Annotated in this window: 11 protein-coding genes and 1 pseudogene; 9 read left to right on the forward strand and 3 right to left on the reverse strand. The window is 65.0% G+C overall.

What is annotated here, in order from left to right; all coding sequences use genetic code 11:
* Nucleotides 1-8 precede the first annotated feature (8 nt).
* Nucleotides 9-371: a DUF2946 family protein gene (locus EXV95_RS23415; protein ID WP_176888701.1), complete on the reverse strand. Its 363-nt coding sequence runs from the start codon at nucleotides 369-371 to the stop codon at nucleotides 9-11.
* Between the two features lie 238 nt (nucleotides 372-609).
* Between EXV95_RS23415 and EXV95_RS23420 the strand changes: the two genes are divergently transcribed.
* Together EXV95_RS23420 and EXV95_RS23425 are read left to right on the forward strand one after the other, a co-directional pair.
* Nucleotides 610-1,020 (forward strand): cytochrome c5 family protein, encoded by a 411-nt coding sequence (locus EXV95_RS23420; protein WP_176888702.1) that lies wholly within the window; start codon nucleotides 610-612, stop codon nucleotides 1,018-1,020.
* A gap of 11 nt (nucleotides 1,021-1,031) precedes the next feature.
* A complete protein-coding gene (locus tag EXV95_RS23425; RefSeq protein WP_255484849.1) occupies nucleotides 1,032-2,078 on the forward strand; it encodes an FAD:protein FMN transferase in 1,047 nt (348 codons plus the stop codon).
* Between the two features lie 16 nt (nucleotides 2,079-2,094).
* Here the strand turns inward: EXV95_RS23425 and EXV95_RS23430 are convergent, their stop codons facing one another.
* Complete coding sequence (locus EXV95_RS23430; protein WP_176888703.1) at nucleotides 2,095-2,937, reverse strand: symmetrical bis(5'-nucleosyl)-tetraphosphatase; 843 nt, start codon at nucleotides 2,935-2,937, stop codon at nucleotides 2,095-2,097.
* Between the two features lie 14 nt (nucleotides 2,938-2,951).
* Between EXV95_RS23430 and EXV95_RS23435 the strand changes: the two genes are divergently transcribed.
* The 3 genes from EXV95_RS23435 (at nucleotide 2,952) to EXV95_RS23445 (ending at nucleotide 4,135) form a co-directional block, all read left to right on the forward strand.
* Nucleotides 2,952-3,287 (forward strand): hypothetical protein, encoded by a 336-nt coding sequence (locus EXV95_RS23435; protein WP_176888704.1) that lies wholly within the window; start codon nucleotides 2,952-2,954, stop codon nucleotides 3,285-3,287.
* Between the two features lie 156 nt (nucleotides 3,288-3,443).
* The gene (locus EXV95_RS23440; RefSeq protein WP_370460145.1) at nucleotides 3,444-3,836 is read left to right on the forward strand and encodes a hypothetical protein; all 393 of its coding nucleotides are present in this window, start codon (nucleotides 3,444-3,446) and stop codon (nucleotides 3,834-3,836) included.
* Complete coding sequence (locus EXV95_RS23445) at nucleotides 3,833-4,135, forward strand: H-NS histone family protein (RefSeq protein WP_055393525.1); 303 nt, start codon at nucleotides 3,833-3,835, stop codon at nucleotides 4,133-4,135. The genes EXV95_RS23440 and EXV95_RS23445 overlap by 4 nt, the downstream gene beginning before the upstream one ends.
* Nucleotides 4,136-4,410: 275 nt before the next feature.
* On the opposite strand, the gene EXV95_RS23450 is transcribed toward EXV95_RS23445, so the two are convergent.
* Nucleotides 4,411-5,292, reverse strand: a complete 882-nt coding sequence (locus EXV95_RS23450) for a helix-turn-helix domain-containing protein (RefSeq protein WP_176888705.1) — start codon at nucleotides 5,290-5,292, stop codon at nucleotides 4,411-4,413.
* A gap of 114 nt (nucleotides 5,293-5,406) precedes the next feature.
* On the opposite strand from EXV95_RS23450, the gene EXV95_RS23455 reads away from it, so the two are divergent.
* The 4 genes and pseudogenes from EXV95_RS23455 (at nucleotide 5,407) to EXV95_RS23470 (ending at nucleotide 15,004) form a co-directional block, all read left to right on the forward strand.
* Nucleotides 5,407-5,814 carry a hypothetical protein gene (locus EXV95_RS23455; RefSeq protein WP_176888706.1) on the forward strand — a complete coding sequence of 136 codons (408 nt, stop codon included), beginning with the start codon at nucleotides 5,407-5,409 and terminating at the stop codon, nucleotides 5,812-5,814.
* A 215-nt stretch (nucleotides 5,815-6,029) separates the two neighbouring features.
* Nucleotides 6,030-9,001 (forward strand): annotated as a pseudogene (locus EXV95_RS23460) (aconitate hydratase).
* A gap of 175 nt (nucleotides 9,002-9,176) precedes the next feature.
* Complete coding sequence (locus EXV95_RS23465) at nucleotides 9,177-12,494, forward strand: EAL domain-containing protein (protein WP_176888707.1); 3,318 nt, start codon at nucleotides 9,177-9,179, stop codon at nucleotides 12,492-12,494.
* Nucleotides 12,491-15,004: a bifunctional diguanylate cyclase/phosphodiesterase gene (locus tag EXV95_RS23470; protein ID WP_176888708.1), complete on the forward strand. Its 2,514-nt coding sequence runs from the start codon at nucleotides 12,491-12,493 to the stop codon at nucleotides 15,002-15,004. The genes EXV95_RS23465 and EXV95_RS23470 overlap by 4 nt, the downstream gene beginning before the upstream one ends.
* The last annotated feature ends 42 nt before the right edge of the window (nucleotides 15,005-15,046 follow it).

Below are 15,046 nucleotides of genomic sequence, written 5' to 3' on the forward strand. Positions count from 1 at the left end.
GGGATCGCTCAGTTGAAAAGGGGTGGTGCGCGTGCAGGGGGGCTGAACGCCACCCCTGTGCGTGGGGAAAGTGGTATGTGAAAGCGGGGCTGGAATGTGGGGGCTGCGGCAGTGGTTGCCGCTGCGAGCGGGGTGGTGGGTGGCGTGTCGGCCGCAAGGCAAACAGGGCAATCGAGGCCGGTGGTGTCTGCCGCTACCAAGCCCTCAGCGGTCTTCACCACCAGCTTGGCGCTGCCTGTGCCGGAGCCGGAGCAGATCAGCTCCATGCTTCGCGGCACTACCAGCGGTGAAGCCACCGCAGCACCCAGCGCCATGACAAACCACGCCAGCACCCAAAGGCGCAGTGTTCGCAGGTTGTGATGGCTTTGCATGGCATGGATAATAGATTCACTTAATATGAATCAATTTGATCTGGATCATGCTTTGGCGGCGCGCGCCTCTGCCCAAAAGTGCCTCTTGCACCTACAGTCAATGCACCGGTCTGAAGCGGTGTCTGTGCAATGCCCGTAGGGGTTTTTCAGGCCAGGTGCTGAACGCATTTCGTCGCGTTTCTCGCGCAGCCACAGGCTCTCTCAGATATTTTTTAACCCCAAGAACAGGATGTATGCGATGCAAAAGAAAACCGTGATGGTCGCCGTAGCGATCTTGGCCGCACTGCTGGCCGGTTGTGGCGACAAGAAGTCGGAACCTGCTCCGGTGGCTGCACCCGCTGCGGTGACGGCCCCAGCGCCCGCAGCGGCCCCCGCCGCACCGGCTGCCGCAGAAAATGAACTGGGCAAGAGCGTGTTTGGCAAGACTTGCGCCATGTGCCATGCCGCTGGCGTGGCCGGTGCCCCCAAGCCGGGCGACAAGGCCGACTGGGGCCCGCGCATTGCCCAGGGCAAGGACACGATGTACAAGCACGCGATCGAGGGCTTTACCGGGGCGAAGGGCATGATGCCTGCCAAGGGGGGCTCCGCCAATCTGACCGACGCTGAGGTCAAGGCCGCCGTGGATTACATGGCCGACAAGTCGCTCTGAGCGGAGGCACCATGCAGCAAGCTTCTCTGCCCCCTCAGGGTCTGTCGCGCCGTCGCATGGTGATGGCGTTGCCCTTGCTGGGTGGTGCGGTCTGGGGTGGTGGCGCGTCTGCGGGCGCCCAGGTGATGTCTGAACGCAGCTCGCGTCCCCTGATGGGAACGCAGGTGGATATGGCGGTGGAGGGCGTTGATGGCCCGCAGCTGCGCCGCGCCATGGACCGATCCTATGCAGAGATGCAGAGGCTGGAGGCGCTCATGAGCCGTTACCAGCCACGCAGCGTGGTCAGTCGCATCAACTTGGCGGCGGGTATCGTGCCGGTCGCGGTGCCGCCCGAAGTCATGGCGGTGCTGCAGAGCGCCCAGCGTGTGTCGGCGGTAAGCCGTGGTGGCTTTGATGTGACCGTGGGGGCTTTCAAGTCCTGGAACTTCGGCCCTGGCGACAAGGTGGTGCCCGGGGCCAGCGAGATCGCGCGGCAACTGCCCCTGGTGGATGCGCGCAGCCTGGTGCTGGACGTGGCCGCTGGCACGGCCTTCCTGGCCCGCCAGGGCATGGCGCTGGACCTGGGGGGCATCGCCAAGCTACCGATCCTGGAAGCCGGCATGAACATGCTGCGCTCCGAAGGGGTTGAGAACGCCATGATCAACGGTGGTGGCGACGTGCTGACCCACGGGCTGTGGCAAGGCAGGCCCTGGCGTGTGGGGCTGCGCGACCCGCGTTCCCCCGAGCGCCTGCTGGGTGTTGTGGCCGTGGCGGGCGCCGGTGTGGTGGCCTCGTCGGGCGACTATGAACGCTTCTTCTTCCACCAAGGCCAGCGCCAGCACCATGTGCTCAATCCGCGAACAGGGCGCCCGGCATCGGGCGTGCATGGCGTGAGCCTGGTGGCGCGCGACGTGGCGGCCGTCAACGGACTGGGCGCCGCGCTGATGGTGCAGGGCCCGCAGGCGGGCAGGGCACTGGCGCAGCGCATGCCGGGGCTGGCCGTGCTGATCGCCGGGCAGGACGGTGGTGTCTGGCAGTCCACCGCCATGTCGGCGTTGCTGGAGCCAGTGCCGTCCTGAACCTGCTGCGGTTTATTCAGCCCGGGGCCTGGGCCTGTTCGCAATGCACCTGCAGCAGCTCACGCTCGGCCAGCGTCGCGCCAAAACGCACGGCGCTCAGGCAGCCGCCCCACACGCAGCCCGTGTCCAGTCCGAGCAGATCGCTGCGGTTGAGCCAGCCCAGCGTGGACCAGTGACCGAAGGCGATCAGCGTGCCCGCTGTGCGCCGCCCTGGCACGTCGAACCAGGGCATGAGGCCGGGCGGGGCGGCGCTGGCGCTTTCGGTGCTTTCAAAATCCATCACGCCGTCGGCCGAGCAAAAGCGCAGCCGGGTGAGCGCATTCACGATTACCCGCAGGCGATCCGTGCCGGTCAGATCGTCACTCCAGTGGTCGGGGATGTTGCCGTACATGGCGTGCAGAAAATCGGGCAGGTCAGGGCCGCGCAGTACTGCATGGACTTCGTCCGCGTACGCAAGAGTCTCTGCGGCCGTCCAGGTGGGCAGCACACCGGCATGCACCATCAGCAGCGTTTGCCCCGCATGCGTGTGGGTGCGGGCCAGGGGCTGCTGGCGCACCCAGTCGAGCAGGGCAGCGCGGTCGGGGGCGTCCAGCACCGTGCCCAGCGTGTCGCGCCGCGAGGGCTTGCGCGCACCGTGTGCGGCGGCCAGCAGGTGCAGGTCGTGATTGCCCAGCAGGCATCGGATGGCGTCGCCATGGCGCATGCAGCGGCGCAGCACGGCGGCCGAGTCAGGCCCTCGGTTGACGAGGTCACCCAGCAGGTAGACCGTGTCGCGGCTAGGGGAAAAGCCGATGGTGTCCAGCAGGCGGTCCAGCGCGGCGTCGCAGCCCTGGATGTCGCCGATACAGTAAAGCGCCATGGTGATCTTTATGAGTGAAACACGGATTTTCTGCTGATCGCGTCGCCGACCTTGCTCAGCATGCGCCGGAGCTGGGCGTTGAGGCCGAGGACACGCGGTGTCCGCATGGACGGGCGGCGAAATTTCTGCCCGAAACCCTCGGTGGGGTGGAGTTGCTGGAGCAGTTACGGGCCCGTTCTGGGCGCATGGTGTTTGTGGGCGATGAATATGGTGTGGCGCAATGCACCATGACCCGCGCCATTTACTGCAAGCCATTCCCGTTGAATTGCACCTCGGGGGGCCGTGATGCCTGGGCTCCGCAGCGCGATGACGGAGGCTGGCTGTTGGATGGCTGGGGATGTCCTGCATAACCCTCGCGAGGCGGTGGTAGTGCGGATCGGGATGGGACGCAAGGCGTCTTTTCTTGCCAATAGCCCAGCTATTGGCAAGAAAAGCAACGCAGCGAACCGCCCGAAGCCGCGCTATCACAGACCGCAGGGAGTTATGCAGGTCATCCCTGGATACCGGTGTCGGAACTCAAGGCGCGCCTGGATATTCGCAATTTACCGGGTGAGGGCTGTGGTCGCTATAACACGCGGGCGGCCCGTTTGAGGGAAGAAACGGGGCATTTGATGGAAGTGGGCGACCGCATTCGGTGCATGGGCTGGGTATTTGAGGTGCTGGCGCTGGAATGCAAGCGTATCAACAACGTATTGCCCCCGCCAGAAGACGGAACCCCGGTCGCCTCCAGCAAGCATCAATACCCCGGTTGTTCAGCCAGACGCAAACCATGCATCAATGGGTGTTGGGGGTTAATGCCAAGAATTTTTAATGAAATTCTGAAAGTGGTTGCACAAAAAAGGCACATTATTCTTATAATTCGCGGGTCTTCACCCTTATCCAAAATCCAGACACCATGACCAGCTACAAAGAACTGTTGAAGCAGCGCGAAGCCCTTGAGCAACAAATCAGTGAAGCCCGGCGCCGGGAACTGTCGGACGCTGTGTCGCAGGTCCGTTCACTGGTGGCCGAATATGGGCTGACTGCCCAGGACGTGTTCCCTACAGGCAAGGCGTCTGGCAAGACAGGTCGCAGTTCTACGGCCGGCACCAAGGTGGCGCCCAAGTACCGCAACCCCGCCACCGGCGAAACCTGGACAGGCCGTGGCAAGGCTCCCAAGTGGATTCAAAACGAAAACCGCGAAAAGTTTGTGATTTAAGGGTCTTTGCCCTGCATTAAAAAAGCCCGCTGATGCGGGCTTTTTTAATGGGCTACTCTTGGCCAGGACAAAAGGTGCTCAGGCGGGTGGCGCCTCGACAACTGTACGCACTGTGCGACGAACAGGAAATGCATGTGCGGTAACTTCGCGCGCAGTGTCTGCGATTTATCGGCAGCGCAATGTGCTTTGCGGAGCCATTTGGTGAATCGGATGGTCATCGTTTAATTTTGCACTGCGCGCATTGATTGCACCCTCACAGTGCACAGGCATTACGTTCAGCCTTCAGCAACCCCGGGGTTTTCCTGAGCAATCTTGCGCAATACCTGTGCCGTGAAATCGTCCGCCGGAAAGAAGGATTCCACAGCCAGTTCCTGCAAGGTCACATCCACCGGCGTTCCGAATATCGTGGTGGTGCTGATGAGGGAGAGCATTCCATGCACGCTTTCAAAGCAGAACGGCATTACCACGCCCAGCATTTCACCTGCCAGTACCAGGGCATCGGATTCCGGCGGGGCGGGATATTGCAGCAGTTCTGCCTGCAGTGCGATCAGTGCCGGGTCGGCCGTGGCCTGTATCTGCTGGCGCAGGCGTTCAAACAGGTGCGCCCGCCACTGCGCCAGATTGGCGATGCGCGGCGCAAGCCCCTGGGGGTGCAGGCTCAGCCGGAACACGTTGACAGGTGGCGCCAGCAGTTCGGGACTGACGTGGGCAGACAGCAGGGCCAGCGCGGCGCGGTTGGTGGCCACCACGTTCCAGCAGCGGTCGAGGGCAATGGCGGGGCTGGGTTCGTGGCCCTTGAGCACCAGTTCCACCGCCTGGCGCGCCGCGGCCAGCGCAGGGTCGTCCAGCGCGCGTTCGCGGTACATGGGGGCGTAGCCGGCGGCCACCAGCAGGGCGTTGCGCTCACGCAGTGGAATGGCCAGGCGCTCGCACAGGCGCAGCACCATGTCGCGGCTGGGGTTGGTGCGGCCGGTTTCCATGAAGCTCACATGGCGCGTGGAGATGTCCGCCTCGTCGGCCAGCTCCAGCTGGCTCAGGTGCCGCTGCTGGCGCCAGGTGCGCAGGTGGTCGCCAAACGAGGTGGGCCCCGCCGGTGCCACGCGGTGCGGCAAAGGATGGCGCGGAGAGCGGTGAGAGGACGGTGCGGTGGAGGTCATGGCCGCCATCCTAGGCGCTAACCGCACACGGGCCATTACCTGGCAGGTCATCGACGCGGTGCGCCAGGGCGGGAACGATGGAGCCTTCTTTCTTCCTCAACCAAGGAGCTTTCCATGTTCAAGCTGATGTCCTCCCCCCGATTCCTGCGTGCCGTGGTCTGGTTCGATGCCTCCACGGGGGTTCTGCTCGGCGCCCTGCACCTGCTGCTGACAGCGCCCCTGGCCGAGTGGCTGGGCCTGCCGCCCGGGCTGCTGCAGGTGACGGGCGCCATGCTGCTGGGCTATGCCGCCCTGGCCATAGCGATTGCCCGGTCTGAGCCCATGCCGCGTGGCTGGCTGTGGGTGCTGATCGTGGGCAACTTGGCCTGGGCGTTGGCCAGCCTGGTGCTGCTGCTGGGCTCCACGCTCACGCCCACCTTGCTGGGCCAGGCCTATTTGCTGGTGCATGTGGTCTCGGTGGCCATGCTGGCCGAGCTGCAGTGGTTTGGCGTGCGCCGCCTGCCAACCTGGGCTGCGGCGTGATGGAGATCGGTTGTTTGCTCCTGAAAATATAGCTGCTTGCGCTTGTCCATCAAGCGCCAGGGGCATTTTTTATGCCGATATCGGGCACGGGTGGCGTGGATCGGGCGACCCGACCACGCCGCACAGGGTTGAGGGCCGCGTTTGCATAGCCCCACGATTGCACCGCCATGCAGGACTGCCAGAATAGGCTTTGTTGCCTTTCACAGGAGTTTGCCATGGCCGTATCACGCAAGTTGTCGCCCAAGCCCGCCCGCCACGCGTTTGCCAACACCCTCAAGAGTTTCAAGACAGCGTCTGGCAAAGAAGGCCAGTTCTACTCGCTGCCCGCGCTGGCCAAGCAGTTCCCCCAGATCCAGCGCTTGCCCGTGTCGATCCGCATCGTGCTCGAATCGGTGCTGCGCAATTGCGATGGCCGCAAGGTGACCGCCGAGCATGTGCAACAGCTTGCGCACTGGGCGCCCAATGCCGCGCGTACGGACGAGATTCCGTTTGTCGTCTCCCGCGTGGTGCTGCAGGACTTCACCGGCGTGCCGCTCTTGGCCGACCTGGCCGCCATGCGCAGCGTGGCCGTGAAACTGGGCAAGAACCCCAAGAAGATCGAGCCGCTGGTGCCCGTGGACTTGGTGGTAGACCACTCCATCATGGTCGACCACTACGGCAAGAAGAATTCGCTCGACCTGAACATGAAGCTCGAATTCCAGCGCAACCGCGAGCGCTACGAATTCATGAAGTGGGGCATGCAGGCCTTTGACACGTTTGGCGTGGTGCCGCCGGGCTTTGGCATCGTGCACCAGGTCAACCTCGAATACCTGGCGCGCGGCGTGCACAAGCGCAAGGACGGTGTGTACTACCCCGACACCCTCGTGGGCACCGACAGCCACACCACCATGATCAACGGCATTGGCGTGGTGGGCTGGGGCGTGGGTGGCATTGAGGCCGAGGCCGCCATGCTGGGCCAGCCGGTGTACTTCCTCACGCCCGACGTCGTGGGCTTTGAGATGACGGGCCAGCTGCGCGAGGGCGTGACCGCCACCGACCTGGTGCTCACGGTGACCGAGCTGCTGCGCCAGCACAAGGTGGTGGGCAAGTTCGTGGAGTTTTTTGGTGAAGGCACGCGCACCCTGGCGTTGCCCGACCGGGCCACCATCGGCAACATGGCGCCCGAATACGGCGCGACCATGGGGTTTTTCCCGGTGGACGAAAAGACCATCGACTACTTCAAGGGCACGGGCCGCACCAAGGCCGAGATCGAAGCGTTTGAGGCCTACTTCAAGGCCCAGGGCCTGTTCGGCGTGCCGCTGGCGGGCGAGGTGGACTATTCGCAGGTGGTGAAGCTCGACCTTGGCAGCGTCACCCCCAGCCTGGCTGGCCCCAAGCGCCCGCAAGACCGCATCGAACTGGGCAAGGTCTGCAGCCAGTTTGCCGACCTGTTCAGCAAGCCCAATGCACAAAATGGTTTCAACCGCCCGGCCGAGCTGCTGCACACGCGCCACCATGTCCGGGCCAGTGATGCTCCTGTCGATGTGGGCGCTCCGGCAGAGGTGCCAGCGCCATCGGGTGCACCGCGATTCATCGTGGAGATGGAGCAGAACAAGCCCACGCTGGCGGCCGCGCATGCCGAAGTCCCCGCCCAGCAAGCCAGCCGCACGGGTGACGTGACCGTGGGCAATGGCGACGTGCTGATTGCCGCCATCACCAGCTGTACCAACACCAGCAACCCCAGCGTGCTGCTGGCCGCAGGCCTCTTGGCCAAGAAGGCAGTGGAGGCGGGGCTCAAGGTCAAGCCGCACATCAAGACCTCGCTCGCCCCTGGCTCGCGCATCGTCACCGAATACCTCACGCAGACCGGCTTGCTCCCTTACCTGGAAAAGCTGGGCTTTGCGCTGGCGGGTTACGGCTGCACCACCTGTATCGGCAATGCGGGCGACCTCACGCCCGAGCTGAACGAGGCCATCACCAGCAACGACCTGGTGTGTGCCGCGGTGCTGTCGGGCAACCGCAACTTCGAGGCGCGCATCCATCCCAACCTCAAGGCCAACTTCCTGGCCAGTCCGCCGCTGGTGGTGGCCTATGCCATCGCCGGCACGGTGCTCAAGGACCTGATGACCGAGCCGGTGGGCAAGGGCAAGGGTGGCAAGGACATCTACCTGGGCGACATCTGGCCCAGCAGCGAAGAGGTGCACGCCCTGCTCAAGTTCGCCATGAACGGCAAGGCCTTCCGCGAGAACTACGCCAAGGTGGCCACCGACCCTGGCAAGCTGTGGGAAAAGATCAAGGGCGTGAGCGGCACCGCCTACACCTGGCCCGCCAGCACCTACATTGCAGAGCCTCCGTTTTTTGCACAGTTTGCTCTTGAAAAAGGAGCTGCTAACGCAGATCCATCAAGCGCTGGAGGCCAAAATGATGCCAAACTTCCATCGGTGATCGGTGCCCGCATCATGGCGCTGTTTGGCGACTCCATCACCACTGACCACATCTCGCCCGCAGGCTCCATCAAGGAAAGCTCACCCGCTGGCCAGTGGCTGCGGCAGCATGGCGTCCAAAAGGCCGACTTCAACAGCTACGGCGCGCGCCGGGGCAACCACGACGTGATGGTGCGCGGCACCTTTGCCAACGTGCGCATCAAGAACCTGATGATTCCGCCCACCGCCGATGGCTCGCGCGAAGAGGGTGGGGTGACCGTGTTCCAGAACGAAGGCGCGCTGCAGGGCGAGAAGATGTTCATCTTCGACGCCGCCATGCAGTACATGGCGCAAAAGACGCCCACGGTGATTTTTGCGGGCGAGGAATACGGCACCGGCTCCAGCCGCGACTGGGCCGCCCTCCAGCCCGCGCGAGCCGCGACTGGGCCGCCAAGGGCACGCAGCTGCTCGGCATCAAGGCCGTGGTGGCGCGCAGCTTTGAGCGCATCCACCGCTCCAACCTGGTGGGCATGGGGGTGCTGCCGCTGCAGTTCAAGGCGGGTGAATCGTGGGAGACGCTGGGCCTCACGGGCAACGAGGTGATTGATGTGGTGCCCGATCCGGCGCTCACGCCACAAAGCGACGCGCAACTGGTCATCCGCCGCGCGGACGGCTCGCGCCAGGAAGTCACCGTCACGCTGCGCATCGACACGCCCATCGAGGTGGACTACTACCAGGCCGGCGGCATCCTGCCGTTTGTGCTGCGCCAGTTGTTGCAGGGGTGATACTGCCCTGTCGGCGGTGCAGGGCACCGGCATCGTCGGCAACGGGGCTTCGGCTCCGTTTTGCATGGAGCCCGGCAGGGCGGAGCCCGATGGTGGGGGGAAACACGCACCTCCGCGCCTTACTCGTCGATACACTTGTGACGCCATGTAGAACCCGGTAGAAACACTCCAGACCATGCCGCTGTCCCCACCCACCCGAACCCCGCCTGCGCGTTCACCGTGGGCGGATGCGCCCGCCTTCACGGTGGTGCTGGTGGTCGCAGCATTGACGCTGGTGATCGTGCCAGTGGCCCAGATGCTGGGGCCGGGGGCGGGCTCCCAGCACGGCCTGGAGCCGTTTATGGAACTGGTCGCTGTGCTGTTGGGGCTGCTGGTGGTGTCGGTGTCCCTGCATACACTGGACCCGTCCGAGCAGGCCCGGGCCAATGTGCTGGTGGCGGGCTTTGGCGTCGCGGCGGTGTGCAATTTTTTGCATGGCGTGCTGGCACATTCCACGCCCGTGCACATGCCATCGGGCACGGCCCACATCTCTCTGTGGCTGAGCAGCTGGGCGCGGGTGGTCGAAGTCATCACCCTGCTGCTCACAGCCGCGCGGCTGGCAATGCCCGGCCCGGCCAAGGTCTGGCTGGCCGCCTCGGGCGTGGTGGCGCTGCTGCTGGTGGGCTCGGCCATGGGCCCCCTGCCAGGCTGGTTTGCCGCTGCGGCGGGCGGGTCATTGCGGCAATACTTGGCCTTTGTGCTCGTGGTGGCGCTGGGCGTAGCCGCAGTATGGCTCCACCGCAATCCGGGCCGGCGCGAACGGGTGTTTGCCTGGGCAGCCGTGGCCTTTCTGGGGGGGGAGCTGGTGGTGGGCCTGATGGGTGGGCATTCGTCCATCGGGGGGCCGTTGGCGCACGGTCTGCGGGTTTTGGCGTATGCGTTGTTGTACCAGGCCGTTTTTGATGCGGGCATACGGGCGCCGTTCGCCCGTGTGCAGGAGGCCGAGCGGCGCCTGCGCGAGAGTGAAGGGCGTCTGTCGCTGCTTGGGCGCAACCTGCCCCACAGCGTGTTGTTCCAGGTGGTACGCGAGCTGGATGGCAGCTCACACTTTGTGCACATGGGCGATGCGATCGAGCGACTCAATGGGGTGACGGTGCAAGAGGTCATGGCCGATTTCCGGGTGTTGTATCGCCAGGTGCTGCCCGAAGACATCGACCGCCTGCGACAGGCCGAGCGGCAGTCTTTTCTGACCATGACCAGCATGGAGGCTGTTTTTCGCGTGCGCCGCACCGATGGCCAGATACGCTGGATGCACCTGAGTTCATCGCCCCGTCTGCTCGACGACGGGCGTGTGCTGTGGGATGGTGTACAGACCGACATCACGGCCCACCGCCTGGCCGAGGAGGCTGCGCATGCCCACGAAGCCCTGATGGCCAACATGCTGCGCCAGGTGCCCGGCGGTGTGGCGCGGCTGGATCGGGATCTGCGCGTCTTGTATGTCAATGCGCAGCAGGCCAGCTGGCTCTACCGCAAGCCCGAGGAGCTGCAAGACCGCCTGCTGCAGGAGGTGATCCCGGCCGATGTTTTCGCCCGTATGCAGCCCCATTTCGCCAAGGCCTTTGCGGGCGAGACGGCCGTGTTTGAGAGCCGCATGGATGGGCCTGATGGCCTGCAGGTTCGCCACACCACCATCGCGCCCGAGAGCGTTACCGAGCAAGGCGTGCCTGCCGTTGTGCTGTTTGCCTACGATCTGACCGGGCTCAAGCGTGTGGAGGCCGAGCTGGCCGACCAGAAGGCCCATCTGGCCCGCGTGGTCAACGCCATGCCCGACATGGTGTTTCTCAAGGATGCCGAGGGCGTGTACCTGTCGGTCAACCCCGTGTTTGAGCGGTTTGCGGGCCGGCCTGAACGCGATGTGGTGGGCCGCAACGACTACGATCTGACCACGCCCTCCGAGGCCGAGCGCTTTCGCAAATACGACCAGCGCGCCATGCAGGCCTGGCAGCCCCTGGTGTACGAAGAAACACTGACCTTTGCCGAAGATGGCTACCGAGGCCAGTTCGAGACCATCAAGACCCCCATCCGTGACCTGACCGGCCGGGTGACGGGGGTGCTGGGGGTGTGCCGCGACATCACAGACCGCAAGCGCGCAGAACAAGAAATCGAGCGCCTGGCCTTCTTCGACGCCCTCACAGGCCTGCCCAACCGCCGCCTGCTGCTGGACCGCCTGCAACGCTCCATCGCCGCCTGCCAGCGCACCAAGAACCTCGGCGCCCTGCTGTTCATCGACCTCGATAACTTCAAAGACCTCAACGACACCCTGGGCCACGACATGGGCGACCAGCTCCTGTCCCAGGTCGCCACCCGCCTGGTGGGCAGCGTGCGCGAAGCCGACACCGTGGCCCGCTTTGGCGGCGACGAATTCGTCGTCATGCTCGAAGCCCTGGCCCCCGACCTGCAAGACGCCGCCACCCAGGCAGAAACCGTGGCCGAGAAACTCCTGGCCAGCCTGAACCAGCCCTTCGAACTCGACGGCGCCCAGCACTACAGCACCCCCAGCATCGGCATCACCCTCTTTGGCGACGAACGCCTCACGGTGGACGAACTCCTCAAGCGCGCAGACCTGGCCATGTACCAGGCCAAAGCGGCAGGGCGCAACACCCAGCGCTTCTTCGACCCCGACATGCAAGCGGCCGTCAACGCCCGCTCCAACCTGGAAGCCGACCTGCGCCAGGGCCTGGCCCGGGGCGAACTGCTGGTGCACTACCAGCCCGTCGTGGACCACCAATCCCAGCTCATGGGCGCAGAAGCCCTGGTGCGCTGGCGCCACCCCCAGCGCGGCATGATCAGCCCCGGCGACTTCATCCCCCTGGCCGAACAGACCGGCCTGATCCTCCCTTTAGGCCAATACGTGCTGCAAACCGCCTGCGAACAACTGCAGCGCTGGGGCCAGCACGAAGCCACCGCCCACCTGTCCATCTCGGTCAACGTCAGCGCCCGGCAGTTCCGGCAACCGGGCTTCGTGGCCGAAGTGCTGCAGACCCTCAAGAACCACCACGCCGACCCCCGCAAACTCAAGCTCGAACTCACCGAAAGCCTGCTGCTGGGAGACATCGAAGACACCATCGCACGCATGGTGCAGCTCAAGAGCGAAGGCGTGGGCTTCGCGCTGGATGACTTTGGCACCGGCTACTCCAGCCTGAGCTACCTCAAGAGATTGCCCCTGGACCAGGTCAAGATCGACCAGAGCTTTGTGCGGGACGTGCTGACGGACCCCAACGACGCGGCGATTGTGCGGACCATCCTGGCGCTGGCCAAGAGCCTGGACCTGGAGGTGGTGGCCGAGGGGGTGGAGACGACGGGGCAGCTGAGTTTCCTGAGGCTGCATGGGTGTGAGGGGTTTCAGGGGTATCTGTTTGGGCGGCCGGTGCCCATGGATGTGTTTGCGCGCGAACACCAGCTGGGCCTGTTTGCCCAGCCCGCGCTGGCCCTGCCGGAAGGACGCAAGCCATGACCGAGCCGGGCATTCTCTGGGTGGACAGCGACACGCAGCATGCAGCGGCAGCGTGGCAGCTGATCGCCACCCGCTACCCCGACTGGCGTGTCGTGAACAGCCCCACGCCCGAGGCCGCCCGGGCGCCGCTGGCGTCGCAGGCCTGGGATGCCGTGGTGTTGTGCCTCAAGCCTTCGGTGCAGGACCTGCCCGGCGTTCTGGAGCTGTGCGCGGGCCGTCCGGTGCTGATGTGCATCGACGCCCACCAGGAGGCATTGGCCGCACGCGCGTTTCGCTGTGGGCTGGGCGACTACATGGTGCGCGAGGCAGATGGCGTGGCACACCTGCCGGAGCTTTTGCACCGTCTGGCCGTGCTGCTGCAAGGAGCCCAGGGGCAGGGCCAGCCCGTGCGCATGGTGGATGCCCGCATCTGGCAAGAAGCGCTGACTTTGCTGCAGGAGCAGCGCACGGCCCTGCAGGCCACCCTGGCCAGCATGAGCCAGGGCATCTTCAAGACGGCGCCGGATGGCAGCATCACCGTCTACAACCAGCGTGTGCTGGAACTGCTCAACCTGCCCGAATCGCTGATGGCTACGCGACCCACGCTCGCCGACCTGACCCGCATCCAGGCCGAGCGCGGAGACTTTGGCGAAGGCCACAGCCTGGTAGACCGGCGCGGGCATGACTACGTGGCAGGGGGGGCGGTGGCGCCTGCGCCCGCTGTCTACTGGCGCACCACATCCGATGGCCGCACGTTTGAAGTGCGCACCACCGGGCTGCCCGATGGGGGCCTCGTGCGCACTTTTGCGGATGTCAGCGACTACGTGCGCGTTGAGAACGAGCTGCGTGAGAGCGAGGCGCGCTTTCGATCGCTGAGTGATCTGTCGTCCGACTGGTACTGGGAGCATGACGCCGAAGGGCGCTTTGTGCAGCTGGCGGGCGACCTGAGCGTCAATGGCATCCCGCTGTCCAACGTGATGGGCCGCACGCGCTGGGAGATCGGCGCGCTCAACATGACCGAGACCGACTGGGCTGCGCACCGCGCGGTGCTGCAGGCCCACCAGCCGTTTCGCGACCTGGAGCTGCAGCGGCAGCGGCCCGATGGCAGCATGCACTGGATCTCGGTCAGCGGTGTGCCTGTGTTTGACGCGCAAGGCGCCCTGTGGGGCTACCGGGGCGTGGGCCGCGACATTACCGAGCGCAAGCGGGTCGAGAGCCAGATCGAGCAGCTGGCGTTTTACGATGTGCTCACCGGCCTGCCCAACCGCCGCTTGCTGGTGGACCGGCTGCAGCGCGCCACGGCGGCCGTGGCACGCTCAGGCGCGCAAGGGGCTCTGCTGTTCATCGACCTGGACAACTTCAAGGACCTCAACGACACCCTGGGCCACGATACAGGCGACCAGCTGCTGGTGCAGGCGGCCCAGCGTCTGAAGGCCTGCGTGCGCGAGGCTGACACCGTGGCACGGTTTGGCGGCGATGAATTCGTGGTACTGGTGGAAGGCCTGAGTGCCGATGGCCCGCACGCCAGTGCCGAGGCCGCGCTGGTGGCCAGCCATATCGCCACCACGCTGGGCAAGCCCTACGCGCTGGGCGATACCAGCCACCACAGCACCCCGAGCATCGGTATTGCGCTGTTTGGCCAGCAGACCGTGAGTGTGGACGAGCTGCTCAAGCACGCGGACCTGGCGATGTACCAGGCCAAAGCTGCAGGGCGCAACACCCAGCGCTTCTTCGACCCCGACATGCAGGCCGCAGTGAGCAACCGTGCGGCCCTGGAGGCCGACCTGCGCCGAGGTCTGCAAGACAAGGAACTGGTGCTGTACTACCAGCCCGTGGTGGACGGCAAGGGCCGCCTGCAGGGCGCGGAAGCCCTGGTGCGCTGGAAGCACCCCCGGCGTGGGCTGGTGTCGCCAGCTGAATTCATCCCGCTGGCCGAGCAGACAGGGCTCATCCTGCCGCTGGGGCAATGGGTGTTGCAGGCCGCTTGCGAGCAGCTGATGGTGTGGTCGCGCAGCTCGCTCACGCGACAGTTCTTCCTGTCGGTGAACGTGAGCGTGCGGCAGTTTCGCCAGCCCGATTTTGTGGAGCAGGTGCTGGGCTCGCTGCAGTCCAGCGGGGCCAACCCCGAGCGCCTGAAGCTGGAACTGACGGAAAGCCTGCTGCTGGCCGATGTGGAGGATGTGATCTCGCGCATGGAGTACCTGCGGCGCTATGGTGTGGGCTTCTCGCTGGACGACTTTGGCACCGGCTATTCCTCCCTGAGCTACTTGAAGCGCCTGCCGCTGGACCAGCTCAAGATCGACCAGAGTTTTGTGCGCGACCTGCAGACCGACCCCAACGATGCTGCCATCGTGCGAACCATTCTTGCGCTGGCGCACAGCCTGGATCTGGCCGTGGTGGCCGAAGGCGTGGAGACCACGGGCCAGCTGGAGTTCCTGCAGCGCCATGGCTGCCAGGCTTTCCAGGGCTACCTGTTTGGCCGCCCCATGCCACCAGAGGTTCTGGAGCGGGCGCTGCGGCCTGCGCTGTGACGAGCGACATATGGCGTGGTGTGGTGTCTGGATGTGGTTGCA

Source organism: Acidovorax sp. JMULE5, from assembly GCF_013376875.1.
In the GTDB taxonomy this organism is placed as follows: domain Bacteria; phylum Pseudomonadota; class Gammaproteobacteria; order Burkholderiales; family Burkholderiaceae_C; genus Acidovorax; species Acidovorax facilis.

Excerpts from the sequence above, each read along its gene's own strand:
- EXV95_RS23415 (WP_176888701.1), bottom strand. The coding sequence starts at position 371 with ATGCAAAGCCATCACAACCTGCGAACACTGCGCCTTTGGGTGCTGGCG.
- EXV95_RS23420 (WP_176888702.1), top strand. The coding sequence starts at position 610 with ATGCAAAAGAAAACCGTGATGGTCGCCGTAGCGATCTTGGCCGCACTG.
- EXV95_RS23425 (WP_255484849.1), top strand. The coding sequence starts at position 1,032 with ATGCAGCAAGCTTCTCTGCCCCCTCAGGGTCTGTCGCGCCGTCGCATG.
- EXV95_RS23430 (WP_176888703.1), bottom strand. The coding sequence starts at position 2,937 with ATGGCGCTTTACTGTATCGGCGACATCCAGGGCTGCGACGCCGCGCTG.
- EXV95_RS23445 (WP_055393525.1), top strand. The coding sequence starts at position 3,833 with ATGACCAGCTACAAAGAACTGTTGAAGCAGCGCGAAGCCCTTGAGCAA.
- EXV95_RS23450 (WP_176888705.1), bottom strand. The coding sequence starts at position 5,292 with ATGACCTCCACCGCACCGTCCTCTCACCGCTCTCCGCGCCATCCTTTG.
- EXV95_RS23455 (WP_176888706.1), top strand. The coding sequence starts at position 5,407 with ATGTTCAAGCTGATGTCCTCCCCCCGATTCCTGCGTGCCGTGGTCTGG.
- EXV95_RS23465 (WP_176888707.1), top strand. The coding sequence starts at position 9,177 with ATGCCGCTGTCCCCACCCACCCGAACCCCGCCTGCGCGTTCACCGTGG.
- EXV95_RS23470 (WP_176888708.1), top strand. The coding sequence starts at position 12,491 with ATGACCGAGCCGGGCATTCTCTGGGTGGACAGCGACACGCAGCATGCA.